Origin of the sequence: Amycolatopsis sp. NPDC049688 (assembly GCF_040674975.1) — a bacterium.
Lineage (GTDB): Bacteria > Actinomycetota > Actinomycetes > Mycobacteriales > Pseudonocardiaceae > Amycolatopsis.
This window is the reverse complement of sequence record NZ_JBFANY010000033.1, coordinates 1-23,897: the sequence shown is the minus strand read 5'-3', so window position 1 is coordinate 23,897 and position 23,897 is coordinate 1. Positions and strand designations below refer to the sequence as shown.

At 71.8% G+C, this 23,897-nt stretch carries 24 protein-coding genes; 13 read left to right on the top strand and 11 right to left on the bottom strand.

Annotated features, from left to right (window positions below):
• Positions 1 to 48 precede the first annotated feature (48 nt).
• From AB0J55_RS45255 to AB0J55_RS45245, 3 genes are all read right to left on the bottom strand, one after another.
• Positions 49 to 183, bottom strand: coding sequence for a hypothetical protein (locus AB0J55_RS45255; RefSeq protein ID WP_004561011.1), 135 nt, complete (start codon positions 181 to 183; stop codon positions 49 to 51).
• Positions 184 to 412: 229 nt separating this feature from the next.
• Positions 413 to 1,843, bottom strand: coding sequence for a DUF1996 domain-containing protein (locus AB0J55_RS45250; RefSeq protein ID WP_364264264.1), 1,431 nt, complete (start codon positions 1,841 to 1,843; stop codon positions 413 to 415).
• Positions 1,844 to 2,318: 475 nt separating this feature from the next.
• On the bottom strand, positions 2,319 to 2,933 hold the full coding sequence (locus AB0J55_RS45245; protein ID WP_364264261.1) for a sigma-70 family RNA polymerase sigma factor: 615 nt from the start codon (positions 2,931 to 2,933) through the stop codon (positions 2,319 to 2,321).
• Between the two features lie 241 nt (positions 2,934 to 3,174).
• Here AB0J55_RS45245 and AB0J55_RS45240 point away from each other — a divergent pair, with 241 nt between their 5' ends.
• The 4 genes from AB0J55_RS45240 to AB0J55_RS45225 all read left to right on the top strand — a co-directional run bounded on the left by AB0J55_RS45240 (position 3,175) and on the right by AB0J55_RS45225 (position 6,451).
• Positions 3,175 to 3,582, top strand: coding sequence for a pyridoxamine 5'-phosphate oxidase family protein (locus AB0J55_RS45240; protein ID WP_364264258.1), 408 nt, complete (start codon positions 3,175 to 3,177; stop codon positions 3,580 to 3,582).
• Between the two features lie 166 nt (positions 3,583 to 3,748).
• Complete coding sequence (locus AB0J55_RS45235) at positions 3,749 to 5,251, top strand: GAF domain-containing protein (protein ID WP_364264274.1); 1,503 nt, start codon at positions 3,749 to 3,751, stop codon at positions 5,249 to 5,251.
• Positions 5,248 to 5,901: a response regulator transcription factor gene (locus AB0J55_RS45230; protein ID WP_364264255.1), complete on the top strand. Its 654-nt coding sequence runs from the start codon at positions 5,248 to 5,250 to the stop codon at positions 5,899 to 5,901. Before AB0J55_RS45235 ends, AB0J55_RS45230 begins: the two co-directional genes overlap by 4 nt.
• 94 nt (positions 5,902 to 5,995) lie before the next feature.
• A complete protein-coding gene (locus AB0J55_RS45225; protein ID WP_364264252.1) occupies positions 5,996 to 6,451 on the top strand; it encodes a hypothetical protein in 456 nt (151 codons plus the stop codon).
• 213 nt (positions 6,452 to 6,664) lie between these two features.
• Here the strand turns inward: AB0J55_RS45225 and AB0J55_RS45220 are convergent, their stop codons facing one another.
• Both AB0J55_RS45220 and AB0J55_RS45215 read right to left on the bottom strand, forming a co-directional pair.
• Positions 6,665 to 6,877 carry a DUF397 domain-containing protein gene (locus AB0J55_RS45220; protein ID WP_364264249.1) on the bottom strand — a complete coding sequence of 71 codons (213 nt, stop codon included), beginning with the start codon at positions 6,875 to 6,877 and terminating at the stop codon, positions 6,665 to 6,667.
• Between the two features lie 20 nt (positions 6,878 to 6,897).
• Positions 6,898 to 7,755 carry a Scr1 family TA system antitoxin-like transcriptional regulator gene (locus AB0J55_RS45215; protein ID WP_364264246.1) on the bottom strand — a complete coding sequence of 286 codons (858 nt, stop codon included), beginning with the start codon at positions 7,753 to 7,755 and terminating at the stop codon, positions 6,898 to 6,900.
• A 432-nt stretch (positions 7,756 to 8,187) separates the two neighbouring features.
• On the opposite strand from AB0J55_RS45215, the gene AB0J55_RS45210 reads away from it, so the two are divergent.
• Positions 8,188 to 8,760 carry a hypothetical protein gene (locus AB0J55_RS45210; RefSeq protein WP_364264243.1) on the top strand — a complete coding sequence of 191 codons (573 nt, stop codon included), beginning with the start codon at positions 8,188 to 8,190 and terminating at the stop codon, positions 8,758 to 8,760.
• Positions 8,761 to 8,790: 30 nt separating this feature from the next.
• Here AB0J55_RS45210 and AB0J55_RS45205 read toward each other — a convergent pair whose 3' ends face one another.
• The gene (locus tag AB0J55_RS45205) at positions 8,791 to 9,996 is read right to left on the bottom strand and encodes an FAD-dependent oxidoreductase (protein WP_364264240.1); all 1,206 of its coding nucleotides are present in this window, start codon (positions 9,994 to 9,996) and stop codon (positions 8,791 to 8,793) included.
• Positions 9,996 to 10,583, bottom strand: coding sequence for a GTP cyclohydrolase I FolE (gene folE, locus AB0J55_RS45200; protein WP_364264271.1), 588 nt, complete (start codon positions 10,581 to 10,583; stop codon positions 9,996 to 9,998). Before folE ends, AB0J55_RS45205 begins: the two co-directional genes overlap by 1 nt.
• A 120-nt stretch (positions 10,584 to 10,703) precedes the next feature.
• On the opposite strand from folE, the gene AB0J55_RS45195 reads away from it, so the two are divergent.
• Positions 10,704 to 11,360, top strand: coding sequence for a helix-turn-helix domain-containing protein (locus AB0J55_RS45195; protein WP_364264237.1), 657 nt, complete (start codon positions 10,704 to 10,706; stop codon positions 11,358 to 11,360).
• Between the two features lie 117 nt (positions 11,361 to 11,477).
• Here AB0J55_RS45195 and AB0J55_RS45190 read toward each other — a convergent pair whose 3' ends face one another.
• Positions 11,478 to 12,584 (bottom strand): CU044_5270 family protein, encoded by a 1,107-nt coding sequence (locus AB0J55_RS45190; protein ID WP_364264234.1) that lies wholly within the window; start codon positions 12,582 to 12,584, stop codon positions 11,478 to 11,480.
• The gene (locus AB0J55_RS45185; RefSeq protein ID WP_364264231.1) at positions 12,584 to 13,150 is read right to left on the bottom strand and encodes an RNA polymerase sigma factor; all 567 of its coding nucleotides are present in this window, start codon (positions 13,148 to 13,150) and stop codon (positions 12,584 to 12,586) included. Before AB0J55_RS45185 ends, AB0J55_RS45190 begins: the two co-directional genes overlap by 1 nt.
• A gap of 115 nt (positions 13,151 to 13,265) precedes the next feature.
• Here AB0J55_RS45185 and AB0J55_RS45180 point away from each other — a divergent pair, with 115 nt between their 5' ends.
• The 3 genes from AB0J55_RS45180 (at position 13,266) to AB0J55_RS45170 (ending at position 18,934) form a co-directional block, all read left to right on the top strand.
• A complete protein-coding gene (locus tag AB0J55_RS45180; protein ID WP_364264228.1) occupies positions 13,266 to 13,598 on the top strand; it encodes a hypothetical protein in 333 nt (110 codons plus the stop codon).
• Between the two features lie 26 nt (positions 13,599 to 13,624).
• Positions 13,625 to 14,668 carry a LacI family DNA-binding transcriptional regulator gene (locus AB0J55_RS45175; RefSeq protein WP_364264268.1) on the top strand — a complete coding sequence of 348 codons (1,044 nt, stop codon included), beginning with the start codon at positions 13,625 to 13,627 and terminating at the stop codon, positions 14,666 to 14,668.
• A 159-nt stretch (positions 14,669 to 14,827) separates the two neighbouring features.
• On the top strand, positions 14,828 to 18,934 hold the full coding sequence (locus tag AB0J55_RS45170; protein ID WP_364264225.1) for a beta-galactosidase: 4,107 nt from the start codon (positions 14,828 to 14,830) through the stop codon (positions 18,932 to 18,934).
• Here AB0J55_RS45170 and AB0J55_RS45165 read toward each other — a convergent pair.
• On the bottom strand, positions 18,915 to 19,619 hold the full coding sequence (locus AB0J55_RS45165) for a DUF6008 family protein (protein WP_364264222.1): 705 nt from the start codon (positions 19,617 to 19,619) through the stop codon (positions 18,915 to 18,917). The genes AB0J55_RS45170 and AB0J55_RS45165 overlap by 20 nt on opposite strands.
• A 111-nt stretch (positions 19,620 to 19,730) precedes the next feature.
• Complete coding sequence (locus AB0J55_RS45160) at positions 19,731 to 20,348, bottom strand: LysE family transporter (RefSeq protein WP_364264219.1); 618 nt, start codon at positions 20,346 to 20,348, stop codon at positions 19,731 to 19,733.
• A gap of 218 nt (positions 20,349 to 20,566) precedes the next feature.
• Between AB0J55_RS45160 and AB0J55_RS45155 the strand changes: the two genes are divergently transcribed.
• The 4 genes from AB0J55_RS45155 (at position 20,567) to AB0J55_RS45140 (ending at position 23,773) form a co-directional block, all read left to right on the top strand.
• Complete coding sequence (locus AB0J55_RS45155) at positions 20,567 to 21,361, top strand: SDR family oxidoreductase (RefSeq protein ID WP_364264216.1); 795 nt, start codon at positions 20,567 to 20,569, stop codon at positions 21,359 to 21,361.
• Between the two features lie 141 nt (positions 21,362 to 21,502).
• Positions 21,503 to 21,754: a hypothetical protein gene (locus AB0J55_RS45150; RefSeq protein WP_364264213.1), complete on the top strand. Its 252-nt coding sequence runs from the start codon at positions 21,503 to 21,505 to the stop codon at positions 21,752 to 21,754.
• 133 nt (positions 21,755 to 21,887) lie between these two features.
• The gene (locus tag AB0J55_RS45145) at positions 21,888 to 22,811 is read left to right on the top strand and encodes a D-alanyl-D-alanine carboxypeptidase (protein WP_364264210.1); all 924 of its coding nucleotides are present in this window, start codon (positions 21,888 to 21,890) and stop codon (positions 22,809 to 22,811) included.
• Positions 22,808 to 23,773, top strand: coding sequence for an endonuclease/exonuclease/phosphatase family protein (locus AB0J55_RS45140; RefSeq protein ID WP_364264207.1), 966 nt, complete (start codon positions 22,808 to 22,810; stop codon positions 23,771 to 23,773). The genes AB0J55_RS45145 and AB0J55_RS45140 overlap by 4 nt, the downstream gene beginning before the upstream one ends.
• The last annotated feature ends 124 nt before the right edge of the window (positions 23,774 to 23,897 follow it).

The window sequence follows — 23,897 nt, the reverse complement described above, 5'->3', positions numbered from 1 at the left end:
GCGGCCCCGGGGCGGGGCCGCGGCACGGAGGCGGAAGGAGCGGGCGGGCTACTTCGCCGAGGCGCGGTTGTGGACGACGGCCCGGTTGTGGACCACCGCGCGGTTGTGGACGACGGCGCGGTTGTGCACCACGGCGCGGTTGTGGACGACGGCGGCGGCGGGGCGCTCGAAGGACGAGATCAAGGTTTCCTCCAGTGGGTCGGGTCTCCGGTGGGTTCCGGGACGGGGTGACGTGAACAAGTTTGTGGTCCGGGGGTGCACTCTGACGTCTTCAAAAGTGCGATCCGCACACCCGGGCCCGGGAACCGTGCACGGTGGGGGATGTGCAAAACCCACGGGAGCCGGCATGAGGCACGCACGAACGCCCCGCCACCCGCGAGGGGTGACGGGGCGCTCGAAGGGTCCGAAGTGGTCAGGCCCGGCAGGTCCGCCCGCGGTTCACGCAGTTGACCAGCCCGTTCATGATCCGCTGCGACATCACGTTGGCGAAGTCGTCGTGGTCGGAGCCCGGGTTGTGCTTCTCCTGCGGGAAAGCGTCCACTTTGTACTGCTTCTTGACCTGGATGTCGTGCGGGATGTCGTAGGTCAGCGAGATCTGCAGCTGCGGCACCGCCTTGAAGCCCTTGGCGCACCGGCCGAACTGGTCCGGGAACACGATGTGCGTGCGGTGGTTGGCGCTGTCGGTGTTCTTGCCGTCCCAGCAGCTCGGGAACGTGTGGATGCGCTTGACCTTGCTGCCCTGCGGGCAGATCGGGTACTTGTCGGTGACGCGGTTCTCGAACCCGGTGCACGTCCAGCTCGCCCTGGCGTTGGCCGGGCCGTTGGTCGAGACCTTCGCGTCGCCGTAGAGCACGCGCAGGAACCGCGGCATCGCCACCACCTTGCCGACCGGGCTGCCGCGGAAGGTGATCTGCACCCGCTGCGGGCGCAGGATCTTGCCGTCGTTGCCGGGCAGCTCGTTGTTCTCGTCCTGGCCCGGCAGGGCACCACCGGCGGTCGTGGAAGGCGGCGGCGTCGGTGTTCCGGTGTCCTTGCCCGGCTTCGTCGTGCACGGGGCGAGGCCGCCGAGGTCGCCGGGCTTCGGCTTGAACCGGCCGATCGCGGTGGCGATCCGGTCGATGATCGCCTGGCGGCGGTCCTTGAGCGGGTTCAGGATGGCGTTGCGCACGAAGTCCGGGCCGCCCTGGCCCTGCGTCGCGGCGATGCGCTGGTTGGCCTCGTCGGCCTGGCCGTCGAGCTGGTCGAGGTTGCTGTCGACCTCGGCCATGGCCTGGTCGGGGATGTCGTCGAGCTTGCTGGCGACGTCCGGGCAGGCGACCTGCGGGGTCTTGCTCTCGCGGTCGGCCTGCGCCCGGTCGCCGTCGGGCACCTTGGCGGGCTCGTTCTTCTCCTCCTCGCCGGTGTCGATGCGCACGACCGGCCAGAAGTAGGCGGACTTGTCGCCGTTGCGGCAGGTGGTGCCGGCCTTGAGGAGGCTCTTGTTGTTCGAGTCGGCGTTGGTCGACAGGTTGCCCACGTAGTCGTGCAGGTGCTGGGCGCCGTTGCGGACACCGGGCTGGGCGATGAAGTTGTCGGGGTTGAAGTGCTGGTTCTCGTTGCGGCCGCAGTCGACGGTGAACGTGCCGGTCGACGCGCCGGTGACCGGGCGCGGGTCGAACTGGTTCGGCTTCACCTTCAGGATGTCGACGAAGAAGGCGGGGTTCGCTTCGTCGGCGCTGGCCTCACCGGTGTTGCCGGTGGTCGTCGCGACGACGATGCCGCCGACCGCGATCGCGAGGGCGAGCCCGCCGGTCGCGATCTTCGTGCGGCGGGACAGCCGATGCCGTCCTTGGGTGCGGGACATGGGAAATCCTCCGGATGTCGGGCTGGCGGGAGCGCGCACGACTCTGATCGGGGACGAGACCGGGCTCGCCGTAGGTCAGGCGGGGTTCGTGCGCGATGTGCTGGCAATGTGGTACGTCGGCAGGAACGGCACCGGCTGGTCCACTGACCCGACATCAGTGGGCGCGCGGCACACCTGCCCGTGGCCGCGCCGTCAACCGGCTGGTTATCGTTCCGTTATGCAACCTACACGGGCATTTGACACCGGGCAAGAAGTTCTTTTCCGTCGTCACGAACCGTCAGGACGGGTTCGCGTGTCCGTGACCGAACCCGGCTCTGACCTGGGGATTCCCGGAGGGCGGGAGGTGCGCGGAAAAAAGTTTGAACCGAACTGAACCGGCATCCGTATCCCGCAGTGAGGCCTGCCGAATGCCCGCGGTCCGGATCGCCGCGGAAATGACCGTGAAATGCGTGAATGGCGACCATTCACGCGCCGGTCACGACGCCGCTTCTTTTCCCGCGAGCAGCCGCCGCAGGGTGGTCAGGGCGCGGTGCTGGGCGACGCGGACCGCGCCGGCGCTGCCGAGCCCGACCGCGGCGGCCGTCTCCTCGGCCGTCATGCCGAGGATGATCCGCAGGACGAGGATCTCGCGCTGGCGCGGCGGGAGCGTGTCGAGCAGCCCGGCCGACCAGTCGAGCGCCGCCGACCGCTCGGCCGCTTCGCTCGTCGGGTCCGCGCCGCCGTCGCGCTCCGCGGGCGGCTCGGCGACCGGGCTGGTGCGGTCGCGGGCCCGGCGCCGGTGGAAGTCGGAGACCTTGTGCGCGGCGATCCCGAACACGAACGGCAGGAAGCCGTCGATGTCGTGGGCGTACCCGGGCAGCGCGCGGACGATCGCGAGCAGCACGTCCTGTGCGCAGTCTTCGGCGTCGGACGAGCCGTCCTGCCAGGTGCGGAGCCGGCCCAGGCAGTAGCGGAACACCATCGGCCGCAGCGCGCGCAGCAGCCCGGCGACCGCGGCGCGGTTGCCCTGCACCGCCGACCGGACGAGCAGCGGATCGAGGGAGGACGTCACCGTGGGCGTGTGACCTCCCTCGGCCGAGTACGGCGCCATCGGTCTCACCCCCTTCTCGGCCCTTCCGGCAACGGACGGTCACGACGGTAGGTGACTCCGCGTGGTCGGCACACCGGCCGGGTGACCGTCGCGAACCGGGTCTTCCGGCCCTGGTCACCGGGACCGGGATGTGCCTGCCCGCCGCGCTCGCGGGCGGCCGGGCCGAACGGCCCTATCGGGGCACGTGGCGTACCGATCACGCTGGTGGCCGGGGATTTCACAGGAGAAACACAGGGACGCGATGGTGGACGAAGTGGGCTTCGGGCTGCTGCTCGACCGGCAGCAGTGCCTCGCCTTGCTGCGGACGGCGAGCCTCGGCCGGGTGATCTTCACCCACCGGGCGATGCCCGCCGTCCGGCCGGTGCGCTTCACCGTGGTCGAGGACGCCGTGGTGTTCGCCGTCCCGGCCGGCAGCCCGCTGTACGCGGGCGCGCGCGACGCTGTCGTCGCCTTCGAAGTCGACGAGTTCGCCGCTGACACCGGTGCGGGCTGGTACGTCAGCCTGCTGGGCCGGGCCGCCGAGTCCGGCTCGGCCGACATCGGCGACATCGCCTGCGCGTGCCCGGGTGCGGTCCGGGCCAGCCACCGGGTCCTGCGCGTTCCCGCCGAGACCATCAGCGGTCACCGGATCGGGTGTCACGCCGAGTAACTCCGCGACGTCCGTAACGGGACGGGTCCCGTCATCGACCCACCGGATGGACGAACCTGATTGGGCCGACACGGGCAGTCACCTGTGGGACCCTTGACGGCCCGGGGCAGGCCCGGGATTCGGGCGGAGCCAGCGGAGTCGACGGGACGTGGCGGACGAAATCAGCATGCCGGCGATTCTCGCGGCGGTGGGCGGCATCGCCCGCGAGCTGGAGCTGCCGGCGTTGACGGCTCGCGCGGTCGCCGCCACCTGCGAACTGCTCGGAGCCCGGCGCGGCCGGCTGGACCTGGCCGAGAACGGCGTCGCCGAGCACGGCCGGGGCCCGTTCGGCGAGAGCGCGGTGGAGCTGCCGGTCCGGGCGGGCACCGAGACGTTCGGAACCCTCACGGTCGAACCCGGCGGCGGCCGGCAGTTCGGGCGCCGCGAGCGCGAGGTGCTCGGCGCGCTCACCGCGGCCACCGGGATGGCCGTCGAGAAGGCCCTGCTCGTCGACCAGATGCGCCGCCGCGAACGCTGGCTCGAGGCGTCCTACGACGTCACCCGCGCCCTGCTCTCGGCACAGGACCTGCGGGCCACGCTCCGGCTGGTCGCCGAGCGCGCCCGCGTCGTCGCCGGCGGCACCGCGGGCGCGATCGCGCGGCCCGACGGCCCGGGCCGGCTCGTGTTCGACGTCGTCGAGCCGCCGGGCGAGGACGCGGACCGGCTGACCGGGCTGACCGTGCCGACCGAGGGGACCGCCACGGGGATGGCCTTCACCACCCGGCGCCCGGTCGTGGTCCGCGACTACGGCGAGCACGTGCAGGAGCAGCAGCGCAACCACGCCGGGCGGATGCCGGCGATGATCAAGGACCTGGACTCGGCGATCTCGGTGCCGCTGATGGTCGGCGAGGAGACCCTCGGGGTGCTGGTGGTGGCCAAGTTCCGCGACCGGTCGCCGTTCACCGAGTCCGACGTCCAGCTGGCCGAGACGTTCGCCGGGCACGCCGCGCTCGCCGTCGAGTTCTCCCGGGCGCAGGAGGCGCGCCAGCAGCTGGCGGTGTTCTCCGACCGCGACCGGATCGCCCGCGACCTGCACGACCTGGTGATCCAGCGGCTGTTCGCGACCGGGCTCGGGCTGGAGGGGGTCAGCAGGCTGATCGCCGACCCGGCGGTCGCCGGGCGGGTCTCCGGGTTCGCCCAGGACCTCGACGGCACGATCCGCGAGATCCGCAACAGCATCTTTTCGCTCCAGGCGCCCGCGCAGACGCAGGGCAGTCTCCGCGCGGAGCTGCTGCGGGTGGCCGTGGACGCGCGTGACGCGCTCGGCTTCGAGCCGCGGGTCGGGTTCGACGGGCCGCTGGACGCGGCGGTGCCGGACGCGGTCCGCTCCGACCTGATCGCGTCGCTGCGCGAAGCGCTGACGAACGTCGCTCGGCACGCCGGGGCGAAATCGTCGTCGGTGGAGGTGACGGTGGACCGGTTCGGCCGCCGGCTGACGCTGGTGGTGCGCGACGACGGCGCCGGCCCGCCGGCCGAGGCGGGCCGGATCAGCGGGCTCGCGAACCTGACGGCGCGGGCGGCCCGGTGGGGTGGCCACTGCGTGCTGGCGGCCGCCGGGGACGGCGGGTCGCGGCTGGAATGGACGGCGGACCTGCCGGTGATGACCGGCGAGCAGGGAGGTGGACGATGACGATCGCGGTGTTCCTGCTGGACGACCACGAGCTGGTCCGGACCGGGCTGAAGACCGTTTTCGAGCCCGAGGCCGACATCGAGGTGGTGGGGGAGGCCGGGACGGCGGCCGAAGCGCTGGTGCGGATCCCGCAGGCGCGCCCGGACGTGGCCGTCCTCGACGTCCGGCTGCCGGACGGCGAAGGGGTGGCGGTGTGCCGGGAGATCCGGTCCACAGTGGAGCCGCCGCCGGCTTGCCTGATGCTGACCTCCTATTCGGACGACGACGCCCTGTTCGGCGCGATCATGGCCGGCGCGGCGGGCTACATGCTGAAGCAGGTTTCCGGCCGGTCCCTGGTCGAGGCCGTCCGCACGGTGGCGGGTGGCGGTTCGCTGCTGGACGCCACGCTGACGGCGTCGGTGATGAACAAGCTGCGCGGCGAGAACGTCTCGGCACCCGACCCGCGGTACGAGCAGCTGAGCCCGCAGGAGCGGCGCGTGCTGGACCTGGTCGCGGAGGGCCTGACCAACCGCCAGATCGCCGAGCGGCTGTTCCTGGCGGAGAAGACGGTGAAGAACTACGTCTCGTCGGTCCTGCACAAACTGGGGGTCGAGCGCCGCACGTCGGCGGCGGTGTACATGTCCCAGCGCCGCACCGAACCGGGACGATAGGGCGAAGTTTGCGCCTGATCGGACGAAACCGGTGGGGCGTCCGACGTATCCAGCCGCCGATGGAGTACACCTGTCGGGTGACGCACGAGTTCGCGTGCGCGACAGAGGGGACGGCATGTCGGGGTTGTCGGGCGGGGACTATGTCACGCAGCAGATCCGGGCACTCGCGCAAGCGGTGCGCCGCGAAGGAGCGGGCGGAGTGGGGACGCACAGCTTCCAGCTGGCGGAGCACCTGGCGGCCGAGGGAGGAGTCCACCGCGGCGACATCCTGACGGCGACGGCAACCCTGCTGGCGATGACGGCATGGTGCGACGGCGAGGTCGAGGCGGCCCGCAGGTTCGCGGAGCTGGCGGCCGGCAATGAGGAGGAGTCACGCGAGCTGGTGACGCACCTGCTGAGGCTGGAGGCGGGGGCGGACCAGGGGTGGCTGCCGGAGGCTCAGGCGGAGGCGTTGCTGGAGTATGCGCGCCGGGCCCGGAGGGGAGACTTGGCCACGCGGGTCCGGCTGCTGCCGAGCGGGCGGCGGGGGAGGCACCGGCGGGAGGACTAGTTGTCCTGCTCGGGAGCTTGTGAGCGTGGTAGCTCGTGATCGGGTGATCTTGGCTGTCGCCATGGCCGCGTCGCGACCCGCAGTACCGCCTTGCCCCACCCCGGACCAGGCCGGTGGGCAAGGCGGTGCTGCAGTCGGCGAACCCGTCGGCGCCCTTCGAACTCGCGACCTACTATTATAGGTCGCTATGCGCCGATGGCTGCGCCGTGTTTCTTACTTGCCCTGAACGACGTCGAGAAACGCGGCCCATTGCGCGGTGCCGACGCCGATGTTGGGCGAATCCGGACGCTGATCTTTGCTGTCGCGAATCAAAATCGAGTCGCGAATGAAATTCACCTCGACGCAACTACCGGTGGCGTTCGAGTAACTACTCTTGAACCAGTTGTCTTGCCTCGATGTGGCAACCGGTTCGATCTTCTTGTCCAATGACTGTCCTTGCTGGGCTGTCATGCCGGAATGCATGATCGAATGAATTCGACCGTATCATCCTCGCTCAACGCCTCCCTTGCGGCATCGTGGTAGGTCTCGGTGATGTTATGCACCTGTGTCCGGTCGTCGATTATCGACGACGCTGTCACTGTTTCATGCCACGCCAACGTGGGCAGCCAAGGGTTGTCGAAGTCGAGCAGGTGGAGGGTGGGGGCGCCGAACAGGCCGCATGAGGTTGCGGTGAACGGGATGACGCGGATGCTGATGTTGTCTCGGCGAGTTTCCAACAGCATTGCCAGGTGTTCCAGTTGCTCGCGCTGTACCGCGGGGCCACCGATTTGCTGCCGCAGGGCAGCCTCGCTGATCATGGCATTGAACTTGAACGGTGAATCACCGTGAAGGCGTTCCTGGCGTCGCATGCGAACTTGTACGCGTTGCTCCACCTCCACCTTCCTGACGGTCATCGCGGGTGTCATGATCGCACGTGCGTAGTTTTCGGTCTGCAGTAGCCCGGGAATCAGGAGGTTCTCGTAGTCGTGGATCTCTTGGGCGCCGAACTCCAGTCCCAGCATCCGCAGAACCTCCGCGTCGAACAGTCGCGGGTACTTCGTCCACCATCCACGTTCCTTGGCGCGGATTCGCAATGTGAACAGCTCGGCTCGGTCTTCTTCGTCGAACTCGAGCAGTTCGACGACTTCGGCGAGATTCTCCTCGGAAAGGATCTTTCGTTCGTTTTCGACCATCGACCAGTAATTGCGTGAAACGTTCAGGCGTTGCGTGATGGTCCCGACGTCGATGCCGAGCTCCGTCCGGCGTTCGCGCAACCGGAGGGCAAGTTCCCAGCCGGCCACGACGGGGGACGTGGGTGGCGGCATGACGCCTCCTTCGCTGGTGGTCCGTGTCGTCGGCCCTGGTTGCCTACACCTGCACGTGCAGGGTTACGGTAACCGAACGATGCACCGGTCACTGTAGCGGTGGAGTGTAACCGACCCGTATCGTTGGCATCTCGCCTGGCTGTCTCGCAAGGCGAAGCGCGGATCTGGACTACCGCGTTCGGTGGGAGTGACGGACCTGCACGAAAGTGCAGTACTACGTACTTCGGCGTTCGCCCGGGAGGAACCATGGCATCGGCACCAGACCGCCGGGCAGCCGACCGGCGCCCCGCGGTCGAGTCGGCGGCCACGCGGCCGCAGACCAAATCCATGCGATCGAGTTACGCTCTGCGCCGCACACCCCCCGCGGCGCCGCCCGCCACCCCTCGGCGCGCCACGATCAGGCTCGTCAGCGAGCACTGCACCATCGTCGCCGTGGACATCGAGGGGTTCGGGCAGCAGCATCGCAGCAATACCAACCGCTTGCGCATCCGCCAAGGTCTCTATCGCGCGATACCCCGCGCCTTCGCCGGGGCGAACATCCCGTGGGACTCCTGCCGCCACGAAGATCTCGGTGACGGCATTCTCGTCCTCGCTCCCGCTTCCGTTCCGAAGCCACGCTTCGCCGACGATCTGCCCAGGACGCTCGTCGACGAGCTCGTCCGGCACAACGGCAGTCACCCGGTCGAGGAGCGGATCCGGTTGCGCCTGGCCATGCACGCCGGCGAAATCAACCACGACGAGCACGGCTTCACGGGCTCGTCGATCATCCACACCTTCCGCCTTCTCGACGCCTGCCCGGTCCGGAACGCCCTGGCGAACCACGCCGCGCCGCTGGTGATCATCAGTTCGGCGTGGTTCTTCGACGAGGTTGTCCGCCACAGCGAGAACAGCGATGCCGGCGCCTACCGCCTGACCGATATCGCCAACAAGGAGACCACGACGCAAGCCTGGGTCCGGATGGTCACCGCAGCCTCGTCGCGGCGCAGCCGAAAGCGGATCAGGTGAGGTCGAGGACGCCGCCCCGGCCGGGTGAAGTCAGTCCGTGAGCGGCCGGTCCGGGTCGGCGAGCCGGGCCGGGTCCACGGTCCGGCCCCTGAGGATCAGCTCGCGCACCGCGTCCAGGCCCTCGTCCCACTTGTTCACGTGCAGGCCGGCCACCACGCGCCCGCCGGTCAGCCAGAACGCGTGGAACGCCTCGGCGTCGCCGCGAGTCACCACGCGGTCGTAGCCTCCTGGTGGGAACCAGCCGGTGAACTCCATGCCCGCGTCGTACTGGTCCGAGAAGAAGTACGGCAGGTCGTCGTGGACCACTTCGCGGCCCAGCATCGCCAGCGCCGCCGCCGGGCCGCCGTTCGTCGCCGCGGCCCAGTGCTCCACGCGGACGCGCCGTCCGTAGCGCTCCTGCCACACGCTCGCGACGTCGCCGGCCGCGAACACGTCCGGGTCTTCGGTGCGCAGGCCCGCGTCCACCACGATGCCGTCGTCGACGGCCAGGCCCGCGTCGGCGGCCAGCTGGGTCTCGGGCCGGGCGCCGATGCCCACCACGACCACGTCGGCCGGGATGTCGCCGTCGTCGGTCCGCACCGCCGTGACCGCGGTTTCGCCGGCGAAGCCCGTCACGCCGGTGCCGAGCCGCAGGTCGACGCCGTGCCGGCGGTGCAGGTCGGCGAAGAACCCGCCCACCTCCGGCCCGAGCGTGGCGTGCAGCGGGCTCGCGGCCGGCTCGACGATCGTCACGGAACACCCGTAGTGGCGCGCGGCCGCGGCGGTCTCCAGGCCGATCCAGCCCGCACCGGCGACGACGACCCGGCCACCGGACGCCAGCGCGTCGCGTAACCGGTCGGCGTGCGCGAGGCGGCGCAGGTAGTGGACGCCGTCGAGGTCGTTGCCCGGCACCCGCAGCCGCCGCGGCGACGCGCCGGTCGCGAGCAGCAGCTTCGTGTAGCCGATCCGTTCGCCGCCGGCCAGCTCCACCTCGTGCGCGGCGCGGTCCAAGGCCGTGACGCGCCGGCCGGTCAGCACCTCGATGCCCTGGTCGGCGTACCACTTCTCGTCGTGGACGAACACCGACGGCCGCTCGTCGGCGCCGAGCAGGTACCCCTTCGACAGCGGCGGCCGCTCGTACGGCAGGTCCGGCTCGGCGCCGACGAGCACGATGCGGTCGGCGAACCCTTCGGCGCGCAGGGTCTCCACGGCCTTCGCGCCGGTGAGGCCGGCGCCGGCGACGACGAAGGTGTCCATCAGGCACTCACCCCGGTCAGGGCGAAGAACTCCTGCCGCGTCTTGGGTTCCTCGCGCAGGAGGCCGTGCAGCGACGACGTGACGGTCAGCGCGCCGCTGGCCCGGACCCCGCGCAGCGACATGCACAGGTGCTCGGCCTCGATCACGACGCCGACGCCCTTCGGCTCCAGGTGCTCCTGCAGCCAGTCCGCGACCTGCTTGGTGAGCCGCTCCTGCACCTGCAGGTCGCGCGCGAACATCTCGACGACGCGGGCGAGCTTCGACAGCCCGAGGATCCGCTCGCCGGGCAGGTAGCCGACGTGCGCGACGCCGCGGAAGGGCAGCAGGTGGTGCTCGCACAGCGACTGCACCGGGATGCTCTTCGCCAGCACGAGCTCGTCGTAGCCCTCGTCGTTGGGGAACGTCGTCAGCTGGAAGTCGCGCGGCTGCAGCATTTCGGCGTAGGCGTGGGCCACCCGGCGCGGGGTGTCGCCGAGGTGCTCCGACGACGGGTCCTTGCCCAGGGCACGCAGCAGATCGGCGACCGCGCGCTCCGCCGCGCGCAGGTCGACGGTGTCGCGGCTGTGCACGACACCGAGGTGCCGCAGGGGAACCGGTGCGCTGACGGGATCGACGGTCACGGGGTGCCTCCTTCTAAAATCAAGTCGGATCGACGCTAGAAGCTCCTCGGGGTTTTCGTCAACAGTTATGTGTTTTAGAATGCGGAGATGTACGAAACCCAGGCGGGTGCGCTGGCCGCGGTGGCGGCGCTGGACGAGCCGACCCGGCGCCGGCTGTACGAATACGTGGTCCGCCGCCCGGAGCCGGTGAGCCGCGACGACGTGGCGGCCGCGCTGGGCGTGCCCCGGGCGACGGTGGCGTTCCACCTGGACCGCCTGGTGGAGGAACAGCTGCTGGCCGTCGGCCACGAGCGCCGCACGGGCCGCAGCGGACCGGGGGCGGGCCGCCCGGCGAAGCTGTACCGCCGGTCGGACCGCCAGGTGAGCGTGTCCCTGCCGGAGCGCCACTACGAGCTGGCGGGCGGACTCCTGGCAGCGGCGGTGGAGGAGGCCGACGAAACGGGCGCCCCGGCGCGCCAGATCCTGGGCCGCCGCGCCCGCGAGCGTGGGGCGGAGCTGGCCGGCGGAGGTCGGGACATCGTCGGGACGCTGGAGGAGAACGGGTTCGAGCCCCGTGTCGAGGGCGCGGAGGTGCTGCTCGGCAACTGCCCGTTCCACCGGCTGGCCGAGACGCACACGCGGCTGGTGTGCGAGATGAACCTGGCCCTGGTGGAGGGCATGCTCGAAGGCGCGGGGGAGAGCGGCCAGCAGGCGCGCTTGGACCCGCAGCCGGGCTTCTGCTGCGTACGCCTCACGCGGGACTGACCGGCGCGGACATGGACCCAAGCGCCCCAATTTGGCGTTCGGTGCGTTGGACGCACCGAACGCCACATCGGGTGCGTCCAACGCCACCAACGCCACATTGGGGCGCTGGGGCCGCTCCTACTTGGGCGGCACCTCGCCGAGCCGGTCGACGACCGCCGTCGTGATGGCGCTGGCGCCGAGTTCCGTGCCCGGCTTGAGCCACGGCTCGTCCGGCTGGGGTCCCGCGATCGTGCGCTCGCCGATGAACGCGCCCGTCGCCGGGTCGATGATCAGCTGGCGGATCTCGTGGCTGTCCTGCAGGCCCAGCGCCACTCCGGTGCGGCCGTCGAGGTTCGTCTCCGCCGCCAGGACCGTGATGCCCGGGATCTTCGCCAGCGCCCGGTACCACTGGGCGCGCAGCTGCGCCGGCATCTGGCCCGCGCGGAGGATCTCGATGCCGAAGTGGAACATCACCGACGGCGTCGAACCGCGGCGCTTCGTCAGGTCCTTCAGCTTCGCGTACAACGCCGCCGGGTCGTGCGGCAGGGCCGCGTAGAACGCCGGGCTGTCCCAGTCCGTTGCGTCCCCGCACTTCTTCGGGGGCTTGGCCGCCGGGAAGAAGTCGCCGCAGCGGCCCTGCCACTGGCCCTGGTCCGTGTCGGTGATCTCCGGCTCGGGGGCCTGGGACTGCGGCACCGAGCCGCCGAGGAACTTGCCGGTGTGCAGGATCTTGCGCGTCTCCTGCCAGACGTCGTGCTCGTCCGCCGGGATCCAGCGGTCCACCTGCTGCTCCCACAGGTACGTGTACCCGGTCGTGCCGTCGCCGGTCCGGACGCCGCGCTGCACCCACGTGTGTTCCGCGACGAACCGGAACCGGCCGGGCCCCACGGGCTGGTCGGCGGCGCCGACGGTCAGGTCCGCCGCCCGGGTCAGTACCTGGACCGCGGACATCAACCGGATGTCCGGGACCGCCGCCGTCGGGACCGGCGACGACGTCGTGGCCGGGACCGGCGGGGCGGCGGCCGGCTGCGGATCCGGCGGCCGCTGCAGGACGACGACCGTCGTCACCGCGACCACACCGGCCGCCGCGGCGGCGACGGGCAGGACGAACCGGCGCCGGCGCACCGCGGCCACCGGCACGGCGTCGAGCTCGGTCAGCAACCGGGCCCGGGCCGCGGTCAGGTCCGCCGGGGCGGTGCGGGCTTCGCGGTGGAGCAGCTCGAGGGTCTCGTCGAGCTCGTTCATCAGTGGTTCTCCTCGGTGGGGGCGAGCAGGGCCTGGAGCCGGTGGCGCACGCGGTGCAGGCGCGAGCGCACCGTGCTCGCGGGCACGCCGAGCGCCTCGGCGACTTCGGCCGGTTCGAGACCGGCCCAGGACGTGAGCAGCAGGACGTCCCTGTCCTGTTCGGACAGTCCGGCGAGGGCGGCGGCGAGCACGCGCAGGCGCGCCGCCGCGTCGACCCGGCCGGCGACTGCGGCGTCGTGGTTCTCGGCCGGGCGGTCCTCGGTCCCGGCCCGGGCGGTCAGCTGGAACCCGCGGACCTCCTGGCGCACGTGGTTGCGCAGGAGGTTGGTGGCGATCCCGTAGAGCCAGCCCCGGATCGGCGCCCGTCCGGGGTCGTAGCTCGCCCGTCTTCGCAGTGCGACGACGAACGTCTCCGCCACGAGGTCGTCGGCGACGTGCACGCCCACCCGGCCCGCGAGGTAGCCGCGCAGGGGAGGGGCGTACTCGTCGAAGAGCCGCGCGAAGACCTCTTTCGGGTCCCGTGCGGCGAGGTCGGGCCGGTCCAGCCGTTCGACGATTCTGGTCACGCTACTGGTTGTCGCCGTCCGTGGCCCGCGTCCCCGGCCGCCCGTCCGGATGAGACGCACGCCACATCCGACCGCTCCCCGCGAACACCGTGGCGGTGTGCGGACAAGAGCCGGTATGCGCAGGGGAACCGCGATGCTGGTCGCCGGGACGTGCGCCGGCGCCGTCGTGGTGGTGCTCGGGGTGGCCGCGGCGGTGCGCCCGCCGGACCAGGCCGTTCCGCCGTCACCGGCCGGGCCGCCGCTGACCACGAGCGTGGCCACCACCGCGACCGCGGCGCCGCCGGACCGGGCCGCCGATCGGCTGCGCTCGGCGGGCTCGCGGACGTCGTGCCCCGGCCGCCCGTCGCCCGCGGAACCGGCCCGGCCGGGTGGCTGCCACCGCTTCTCCCACCGGCCCGGCGCGGGACGTCCGGAACTCGCCGGTTCGGCGGTACCGTCTCGGGGGTGAGACGGTACGACGTGGAGGGGGCCAGGGTGGTGGACCGGGCGAAGCCGGGGGAGCAGACGAGGGCGCCCTTGCCGGGGCCCCGCCAGCCGAGCCTGGCCGACGTCGCCGGCATGGCCGGTGTCTCGCACATGACCGTCTCGCGCGTGGTCAACGAAAGCGGGCCGGTGCGGCCGGAAACCCGCGAGCGGGTGCTCGCCGCGGTGCAGAAGCTCGGGTACCGGCCCAACACCGCCGCGCGGGCGCTGGTCACCGGGCGGTCCGGCACGCTCGGCGTGGTCGCGCTCGAGTCCAACCTGTACGGACCGGCGAGCACGCTCTACGGCATCGAGAACGCCGCCCGCGAGGCCGGGTACGGCGTCGCGATCTGCAGCGTGACCCGCCCGGGCCGGACGTCGATCGGCGACGCGGTGGAGAGCCTGCGGCGCCAGGCAGTCGAGGGGATCGTCGTGATCGCCCCGCACGTCACGGCCGGCCGGGCCCTCGACGCGGCGCCGTCGGACATCCCGCTGGTCGCGGTCGGCGGCGGCGAGGCGGCGCCGGTGCCGGTGCTCTCGGTCGACCAGTACGACGGCGCCCGCCGCGCCACCGAGCACCTGCTGTCCCTGGGCCACCGGACGGTCTGGCACCTGGCCGGCCCGGAGGACTGGCTGGAGGCCCGCGACCGCGAACGCGGCTGGCGCGACACCCTGGAAGCGCGCGGCCTGCGGGTCCCCGCGGTGGTGCGCGGCGACTGGAGCCCGCGGTCGGGCTACGAGGCGGGCCGGGCGCTCGTCGGCAAACGCGGCCTCAAGGCGGTCTTTTCGGCCAACGACCAGATGGCGCTCGGCCTGCTGCGGGCGTTCACCGAGGCCGGCATCCGGGTGCCGGAGGACGTCCACGTCGCCGGCTTCGACGACGTCCCGGAGGCCGCGTACTTCACCCCGCCGCTGACGACGGTCCGCCAGGACTTCATCGAGGTCGGCCGCCGCACGTTCGGGCTCCTGCAGGAGCGGATGGCGGGCGGGGACGCGAAAGCCCGCCACCTGGTGCCGGCCGAGCTCGTCGTCCGGGACAGCACCCGGCCGCGCTGAACGTCCGGAACCCGAGGACGATGTCCGGTTCGCGGGTGAATGTTAGCGCTAACAGAACCTCGGCACTGATCCATTGTGGTGTTGTATCTTGACCGCTTCTGTGTGATCGGCAAAGGTTCGTGTTCGATTGTGGTCCCCGCCGCTTCAGGAGGCCCCCGCATGCGCTCCGCTCGCCGTCGCCGGACGCTGTTGACCGTCCTGCTTTCCGCCTTGTTCGCTCTCGCCGGGATCGCCGTCCCGCCGGCCACGGCGGCCGCCGCGCCCGAAGCGCGAACCGCCCACGCCGTCACCTACGACGGCTACTCGTTCCTGGTCGACGGGAAGCGGACCTACCTGTGGTCCGGCGAATTCCACTCCTACCGGCTGCCGAGCCCGGACCTGTGGCTCGACATCTTCCAGAAGATGAAGGCCGCCGGCTTCAACGCGACGTCGCTGTACTTCGACTGGGGCTACCACTCTCCGCGCCAGGGCGTCTACGACTTCTCCGGTATCCGGGACCTCGACAAGCTCCTGGACATGGCGCAGCAGGCCGGGCTCTACGTGATCGCGCGGCCCGGCCCGTACATCAACGCCGAGGTCGACGGCGGCGGGTTCCCGACCTGGCTGTCCACCACGCCCGGCCACACCCGCAGCGCCGACCCCGTCTACCTGAAGTACTCCGACGAGTGGCAGACGCAGATCGACCGGATCATCGCGCGCCACCAGCTCACCGACGGCACCGGCAGCGTGCTGGCCTACCAGGTGGAGAACGAGTACTACAACGGCAACGCCGACGGCCGCGCCTACATGCAGCACCTCGAGGACAAGGCCCGCGCCGACGGCATCACCGTCCCGCTGGTCGGCAACAACAACGGCACCTTCAACGCCGGCGCCGCCGCCCTCGACGTCGACGCCGCCGACTCCTACCCGCAGGGCTTCGACTGCTCGAACCCCACGCGCTGGAACGGCGTGCCGGACATCAGCTACGACCACGTGCCCGGCAAGCCGCTGATCACCGCGGAGTTCCAGGGCGGCGCCTTCGACCCGTGGGGCGGCCCGGGCTACGAGAAGTGCGCCCAGCTGATCAACGACCAGTTCGCGAACGTCTTCTACAAGCAGAACATCGCCGTCGGCGCCACCGGCCAGAGCTTCTACATGCTGCACGGCGGGACGTCGTGGGGCTGGAGCGCGATCCCGCAGAACTACACCTCCTACGACTACGGTGCGGCCATCACCGAAGGCCGCCAGTTCGACCCGAAGTACGCCGAAGACAAGCTGATCGGCTACTTCACCCAGTCCGTCGCCCCGCTGACGAAGACCGACGGGCTGGCCGGGGCACCGCTGACCGACCCCGCGCTCACCGACACCGCCCGGATCAACCCCGACACCCGCACGCAGTTCCACACCCTGCGCCACAGCGACTCGACGTCCACCGCCACGAACACCACCAGCGTCGCGCTCGACCTCGCCGCGCACGCCGGCTACACCTACGACGACCCCGCCGCCGAGGTCGCCTACACCGGCACCTGGAGCCACGTCGGCCCCGAGGTGAACTACACCGGCGGCGACTACCAGCACACCGAGTCGTTCTCGGACGTCACCGGGGACAGCGTCAGCATTCCCTTCACCGGCACCGGAATCCGCTGGGTGAGCTCGAAGGACGGCAACCACGGCATCGCCGACGTCTACCTCGACGACGCGAAAGTCAGCACTGTCGACCTCTACGCGGGCGGCAAGCAGAACCAGATCACCGGGTACGAAGTCCGCGGCCTGCCCGCCGGGGCGCACACGCTGAAGATCGTGGTCACCGGGCAGAAGAACGCTGCCGCCACCGGGAACTTCGTCGTGGTGGACGCCGTCGACCTGCTCTCCGGCAGCGCCGACTACTACCCGGTCGTGCCGCAGCAGCCCGGCACCGGCATCACCCTGAACGGGCGGCAGTCGAAGATCCTCGTCGCCGGCTACGACCTCGGTGCCACGCGCATGCAGTACTCGACGTCGGAGATCATGACCAGCGCCACCATCGGCAACCGCGACGTCGCCGTGCTCTACGGCGACAAGGGCGGCCCGGGCGAGACCGTCCTGCGGTTCGCGAAGCAGCCGAACGTGCAGGTCCTCGACGGCACCGCGACGAGCACCTGGGACGCCGCCCGCGGCGACCTGCGGCTGAACTACACCCACGACGGCCTGACCCGCGTGCTCGTCACCGCGCCCGGCGCGCGGCCGCTGCTCCTGCTGCTGGCGGACAAGGCGACGGCGGCGACGTTCTGGCGCCAGGACACCGCGGCCGGCCCGGTGCTGGTCCGCGGTACCCACCTGGTCCGGACCGCGGCCGACCAGTACGGGGTGCTGGCGCTGACCGGCGACACCGGCACCGACGGCACCTTCGAGGTGTTCGGCACCGGGAAGGCCGTGCTGTGGAACGGTTCCTGGGTGCCGGTGAAGCCGACGTCCAGCGGCAGCCTCACCGGCACCGCGCCGGCCGCGAAGGCCGTCAGCCTGCCGGCCCTCACCGGCTGGAAGCACCAGCAGGAGTCCCCGGAGAGCCAGCCCGGCTTCGACGACTCGGCGTGGCCGGTGGCGGACAAGGACACCACCAACAGCTCGACCGCCCTCGGCACGAAACCGGTCCTCTTCGCCGACGACTACGGCTTCCACACCGGCAACACCTGGTACCGCGGGCACTTCACCGGCGACGGGAAGCAGACCGGGATCACCCTGTCGAGCCAGAGCGGCGGCCCGGCGGGCGCGTTCTCGGCGTGGCTCAACGGCGTCTTCCTCGGCAGCTCGACCAGTCCGCAGCACACGTTCCCCTTCCCGGCCGGCGCGCTGCACCAGGGCGACAACGAGATCTCCGTGCTGACCGTGAACATGGGCCACGAGGAGGACTACGGCGCCAGCAACGGCAACAAGGCCGCCCGCGGGCTCACCGCGGCCCGGCTGACCGGCACCCCGCTGACGTCGGTGACCTGGCGCCTGCAGGGCGTCCGCGGTGGCGAAACCGGCCTGGACCCGGTCCGCGGGCCGCTCAACACCGGCGGCCTCTACGGCGAGCGCGCGGGCTGGTCCCTGCCCGGCTTCCCGGACCGCGGCTGGGCACCGGCCTCGCTCCCGGCGAAGGACACCACCCCCGGGGTCTCGTGGTACCGCACCACCGCAGACCTGGATTTGCCGCGCGGCCAGGACACGTCGCTCGGCCTGACCATCACCGACGACCCGGCGCGGCAGTACCGCGCGCTGATCTTCGTCAACGGCTGGCAGCTCGGCCAGTACGTCAACTACCTCGGGCCGCAGCACAGCTTCCCGATCCCGAACGGCATCCTGAACCCGAACGGGCGCAACACGATCGCCGTCGCGGTGTGGAACCTCGACGGCAGCACCGGCGGGCTCGGCTCGATCGCCTGGACGAACTACGGCAGCTACCGTTCGCCGCTGATCGTCCGGCCGAACGCCTCGCCCGGCTACGACCCGGTCCGGTACGCGATGCCGCCGTCGCCCACGGCCGGGGTGTCGCTGACCGCGCCGGACACCGCGTCGGGCGGGCAGGCGTTCACCGCGTCGGCGACCGTGCGGGTGCCGGCGGGCGCGCCGCCGGCGTTCGACGTCAAGCCGGCGCTCACCGCCCCGGCCGGGTGGACGGTCGGCGCTGCCTCGCCGCCTTCGGTCGCGCGGATCGACGGCGGGAAGTCGGCCACCTTCACCTGGACCGTGACGCCTCCCTCCACTGTGGACACCGCCGCGCTGAAGGTGGCCGTGGCCTACCGGCAGGCGGGTCGCGCGGGCTCGGTGACGGGGGAGCGGATCGTGGGCGCGGTGCCGCCGGCACCACCCGCGGGGCAGGTCGCGGTCAGCTCGCTGCCGTTCCTGACCGCCACGAACGGCTGGGGCCCGGTCGAACGCGACACGAGCAACGGCGAAGCGAACGCGGGCGACGGCAAGCCGATGACCATCGGCGGGGTGTCCTACGCCAAGGGGCTCGGTGCCCATGCGGCGAGCGACGTCCAGCTCTACCTGGCGGGCGCCTGCACCCGGCTGACGGCTTCGGTGGGCGTCGACGGCGAAACCGGCACCGGCGGCAGCGTGAGCTTCGGCGTGGCGGTGGACGGCACGACCAAGGTGACCACGCCGGTGGTCCGCGGCGGGCAGGCGGCGCTGCCGATCGACGTCGACGTCACCGGCGCCCAGGTGCTCGACCTGCTGGTTTCCGACGGCGGCGACGGCAACGGGCAGGACCACGCGGACTGGGCGGTGCCGACGCTGACCTGCGTCACGCCGCCCGCCCGGTGACCGCGGGCAGCGGCCGGAGCACGAAGGTGGCGCGGACCTCCCGCCGTTCGCGCCACAGGTGGTACAGCGCGAGCCCGAAGACGATCGTGCCCAGCACGTTCGCGGTGAAGTGCCACCAGACGCGGTAGGTGGTCAGCCCCGGACCCGGGTCCACGAGCCCGAAGAACGTGGACAGCCCGATCGCCCGGGGCGCGCCGAACCCGATCGACAGCGTCAGGACCAGGTGCTCCAGCCCGTGCAGGCCCTGCATCCAGACGCCCGTCTTCGCCCAGCGGCGGGTCCGGGTGCCGGTGGCGCGCCGGGTGAGCACCATGACCCCGGCGAGCCCGGCCAGGAACAGGAAGTTGCCGGTGAGGTGCAGCAGTTCCATCCCGAACGTCGGACGGCCCGGCAGGACCCGCTGCAGCCCGGCCGCCAGCCCGGCGCCCCACGGCGTCATCCACGCCGGGGAGTTCGGGTGGCCGAGCCAGTACCCGGCCTGGGCGACGTGCTCCTGGACGTGCCCGAGCTGCCCGAGGACGCCGAGGCCGACCACCGCGACCGCGCCCCGGTACACCCAGCGCCGCACCGGACCGCGGTTGGCGTAGGCGAGCACGCCGACCGCGGTCCACATCGCCAGCGCCCAGAGCACCAGCAGCACCGCGCCCGCGGTGTCCCAGCCCGGCGCCGGCATCGGCATCGTCATGGCCGCCTCCTGTGTTCGTCCTCCCGACGCTAGCCGGGGCCCGCGCCGGCGGACGTCTTCCGCCGTGCGCCCGGCAATCGGACAAACCGTTACAGGACAACGGTTTCCGGTTCAGGAGAGGACAAGCCGGACGGCGAGCGCGGTGATCACCACGCTGGAGGCGAGCGCCGTCACCAGCCGGCCCCGCGGCCCGGTGAGGACCCGTCCCAGCAGCGCCCCGCCGCCGGCGAGGGCGGCTTGCCAGCTCGCCGAGGCGGCGAACGCGGCGAGCACGAACACGGCCTGGTCGAGCACCGGGACGGCGGTGCCCGCGCGGCCGCCGACGACCAGCGCCGTGAAGTACACGACCGTGGCCGGGTTGACGAGCGTGATGCCCAGCAGGCTGACGTAGGCGCGGCCGGGCCCGAGCGGCGTCACGGCCCGGGCGGCGGGTGCACGGTGGGAGCGCACCGCGCGGAGGGCGCCGAGGACCGCCAGCACGACCAGGACCGCCGCCGAGACCAGCCGCAGCGGCCCGGCGACCGGCGCGACGACCCCGGCGATCGCCGCCCCGCCGAGCACCGCGACCAGCGCGTACACGCCGTCGGCGGTGGCGACGCCGAGCGCGGCGGCGAGGCCGGTCCGCAGGGACGTGCGGGCGGCGAGGGCGACGAGGTAGGTCCCGACGGCGCCGACCGGGATGGCGATGCCGTAGCCGGCGACCAGGCCGGCGAGCAGCGCGGCGCTCACGGCGCGGGGGTGAGCGCCCTCCGCGGACGGCACGGCTGCTGCCGGACCGGCGCGGTGGTCGCGGCGGCGGTCGGCAGGAGCGGGGTGCGGGTCGTCGTCATGGGCCGATCGTGACGGCGGCGGCCGGTGGCGGGCAACCGGATTTCCAGCCGGTGGGCCGGGGCGAGCTGTGCTTGAATCGGCCAGGGGAGGCACGCGAGCGAGAGAGGGCTTTCACGATGCGGGTCGACCTGAGCGGGAAGACGGCACTGGTCACCGGCTCCACCCAGGGCATCGGCGCGGCGATCGCGACGGGCCTGGCGGCGGCGGGCGCGCGGGTCGCGATCAACGGCCGCAGCGAGACCGGCGTCCACAAGGCCATCGCCCGGCTGCGCGAGGACGTCCCGGACGCGAACTTCCTCCCGGCCCCGGGCGACGTCTCCGAAGAGGCCGGCGCCGCCCAGGTGGTCGAGGAGGTGCCGGACGCCGACATCCTGGTCAACAACCTCGGCATCTTCGGCGCCCAGGAGCCCCTGGACATCACCGACGCCGAATGGCGGCACTACTTCGAGGTCAACGTCCTGGCGGCGGTCCGCCTCACCCGCGCCTACCTGCCGGGCATGACCGAGCGCGGCTGGGGCCGGATCCAGTACATCGCCAGCGATTCCGCGATCGTCATCCCGGCCGAGATGATCCATTATGGAGTGTCGAAGACGGCGTTGCTCGGCGTGTCACGGGGATTCGCCAAGCACGCGGCCGGAACCGGCGTCACGGTCAACGCCGTGCTCGCCGGCCCCACGCACACCGGCGGTGTCGAGGAATTCGTCTACGAGCTGGTGGACAAGGACCTGCCGTGGGACGAGGCCCAGCGCGAGTTCATGAAGCGGCACCGCCCGCAGTCGTTGCTGCAACGGCTGATCGAGCCGGCGGAGATCGCCCACCTGGTGGTGTACCTGAGCTCCCCGTTCGCGTCGGCGACCACGGGTGCGGCGGTGCGGGTGGACGGCGGGTACGTCGACTCGATCGTGCCGTGAGCCTTACGGGGTGACCGGATCACCTGCCCCGGCGCGACGCGATGACACGTTACGGTGATGCCGCGCTGAGCGCCCGCCGGACGGGGAATTCTTCCCGCTGAAACCCCTGGCAGCAGGGGGAAGTTGCGGAAGGAGAGCACGATGAAGACCCGAATCGCTTCCTGGGCGGCGGCCGCGGCGCTCACGGTTTCCGCGGTGGCCGTCACGGCGGCCCCGGCGTCGGCGGACATGGTCCCGGGCAGCGCGACCCAGTTCTACGCCTCCTGCTCGGTCGACATCCTCGGTATGCCGGTCGCCTGCACGCAGACCGACGCGGCGCACTCGTCGCACGTCTGCCAGTACGTCGCCACCTGGCTCGGCCTGGGGCTCTACTGCGTCCAGCGGTCGACCTGACGCCGGTTCCGGGACACAACCGGGACATTTCTGATTCAGACCTGTCGAACAACCCCGACGGGCCGGCGATCTTCTCCGGACACAGTGACCGGTGTGCGCTTCCCCGAGCGCACCCGGCACCCGGAGGAGACCGATGGCCCGAACCCGCATCCCACCCGTCGCCGCCGGCGTCGCGGCCGCCGTGGCCGTGGTGCTCGCCGCCGTCTGCTGGGTCGTGTTCCCGCCCGAGACCGCGGGACGCGCGATCGCCGCCCGCCCGGTCGTCGACCTGCCGCTGCCGTGGCCCGACGGGGGCCAGGCGAGCGCCGAGGTGCAGGACCTGGGCTCGCTCGGCAGCCGCGGTGAGCAGGGGCCGGTGCCGATCGCCAGCGTCACGAAGGTGATGACCGCCCACGTGGTGCTGAAGGACCACCCGCTCCGCCCGGGCGAAGCCGGCCCGGTGATCACCGTCGACGAGCAGGCCGAGGCGGAGGCGAGCTCGGCCGAGGAGTCGAGCGCGCCGGTCCGGGCGGGCCGCGGGCTCGGCGAACGGGACCTGCTGGCCCTGATGCTCGTCCCGTCCGGCAACAACGTCGCCCGCCTGCTGGCCCGCTGGGACGCGGGCAGCCAGGAGGCGTTCGTCGCGAAGATGAACCGCGAGGCCGTGGCGCTCGGCATGACCAGCACCACCTACACCGGCGCCAGCGGCGTCGAGGACTCGACCACGAGCACCGCCACCGACCAGCTGCGGCTGGCCCGCGAGGTGATGAAGAACCCGGTGATCCGCGAAATCGTGGCGACCGCGAACCTGCGCGTCGACGGCGTCCCGGGGCCGATCGCGAACACGAACACCCTCCTCGGCCACGACGGCGTGATCGGCCTGAAAACCGGCTCGTCGACCGCGGCCGGCGGCGCCCTGATGTGGGCGGCCCGGGCCCGCAACGGCGCGCTGATCCTCGGCGTGGTCCTCCACCAGAACCCGGGCGGCACCCCGGCGGCCGGCCTGCGGGCCGCCCTGGACAACAGCGGCAAGCTCATCGCCGCGATCCAGCGCCAGCTGCCGGCGGCCACCCGATGACCGTCACGACGGAGCTGCCCGTGGTCCCGGCGCGCCGGCGGACCGGAACGTGGCGCCGCGGCCGCGTCATCGCCGCCTTCGCGGTCCTGACCGCGGTGCTGCTGCTCGGGCACCGGCTGGTACCCAACTGGGTGGGCAACGCGGGCAGCCTGCTGGAGACGTTCCTGCCCTGGACCGGCCTGCTCGTGGCGCCCCTGCTCGTCGCGGCCCTGATCCGGCGTTCGGCGCTGGCCCTGGTGACGCTCCTCCTGCCGACGCTGGTCTGGGCCGTCTTCTTCGGCGGCCGGCTGCCGGACAAACGGCAGCCCGGCGGCGACTTCACGATCGTGTCGCACAACGTCAACGACGAGAACCCGGACCCGGCGGGCACCGCCCGGGCCCTGGCCACGGCGGGCGCCCAGGTGATCGCCCTCGAGGAGCTGAAGAAGTCCGAGGTCCCGAAGTACGAGAACGCCCTGGCGGCGGCCTACCCGTACCACTCGGTCCAGGGCACCGTCGGAGTCTGGAGCACGTTCCCGCTGCGCGACACCCGCCCGGTGCCGATCATGCCGTGGACCCGCGCCCTGCGAACCACTGTGGACACTCCAAAGGGCCCACTGGCGGTCTTCGTGGCACACCTGCCATCGGTCCGGATACGCCTCGACGCAGGTTTCACCGCGACCGGCCGCGACACCGCAATGGGCCTACTGGCCGACGCGATCGCCGCGGAACCCGGCCCCCGCACCGTACTGGTCGGCGATTTCAACGGAACGCCCGAAGACCGCGCACTGAGCCCGATCACCGACCGGATGCGCCCAGCCCAGAACGAGTCCGGCAACGGCTTCGGCTTCACCTGGCCCGCAGCCCTACCCCTGGCCCGAATCGACCAGATCTTCGCAGCCGGCGTACGCCCGGTGGCAGCCTGGACGCTACCGCCAACGGGCAGCGACCACCTGCCCATAGCCGCCACGGTGACGTTCTGACCAAACCCGCCCCCAGCCCCGCCACACAAAAGAGCTGGGTGGTCATCCCGTCGCCTGAGGCCCAAAAATCACTTTGAGCCAGGCCCGCAACCCACAGCAAAACGCAAGAGGACAACGCAACCTT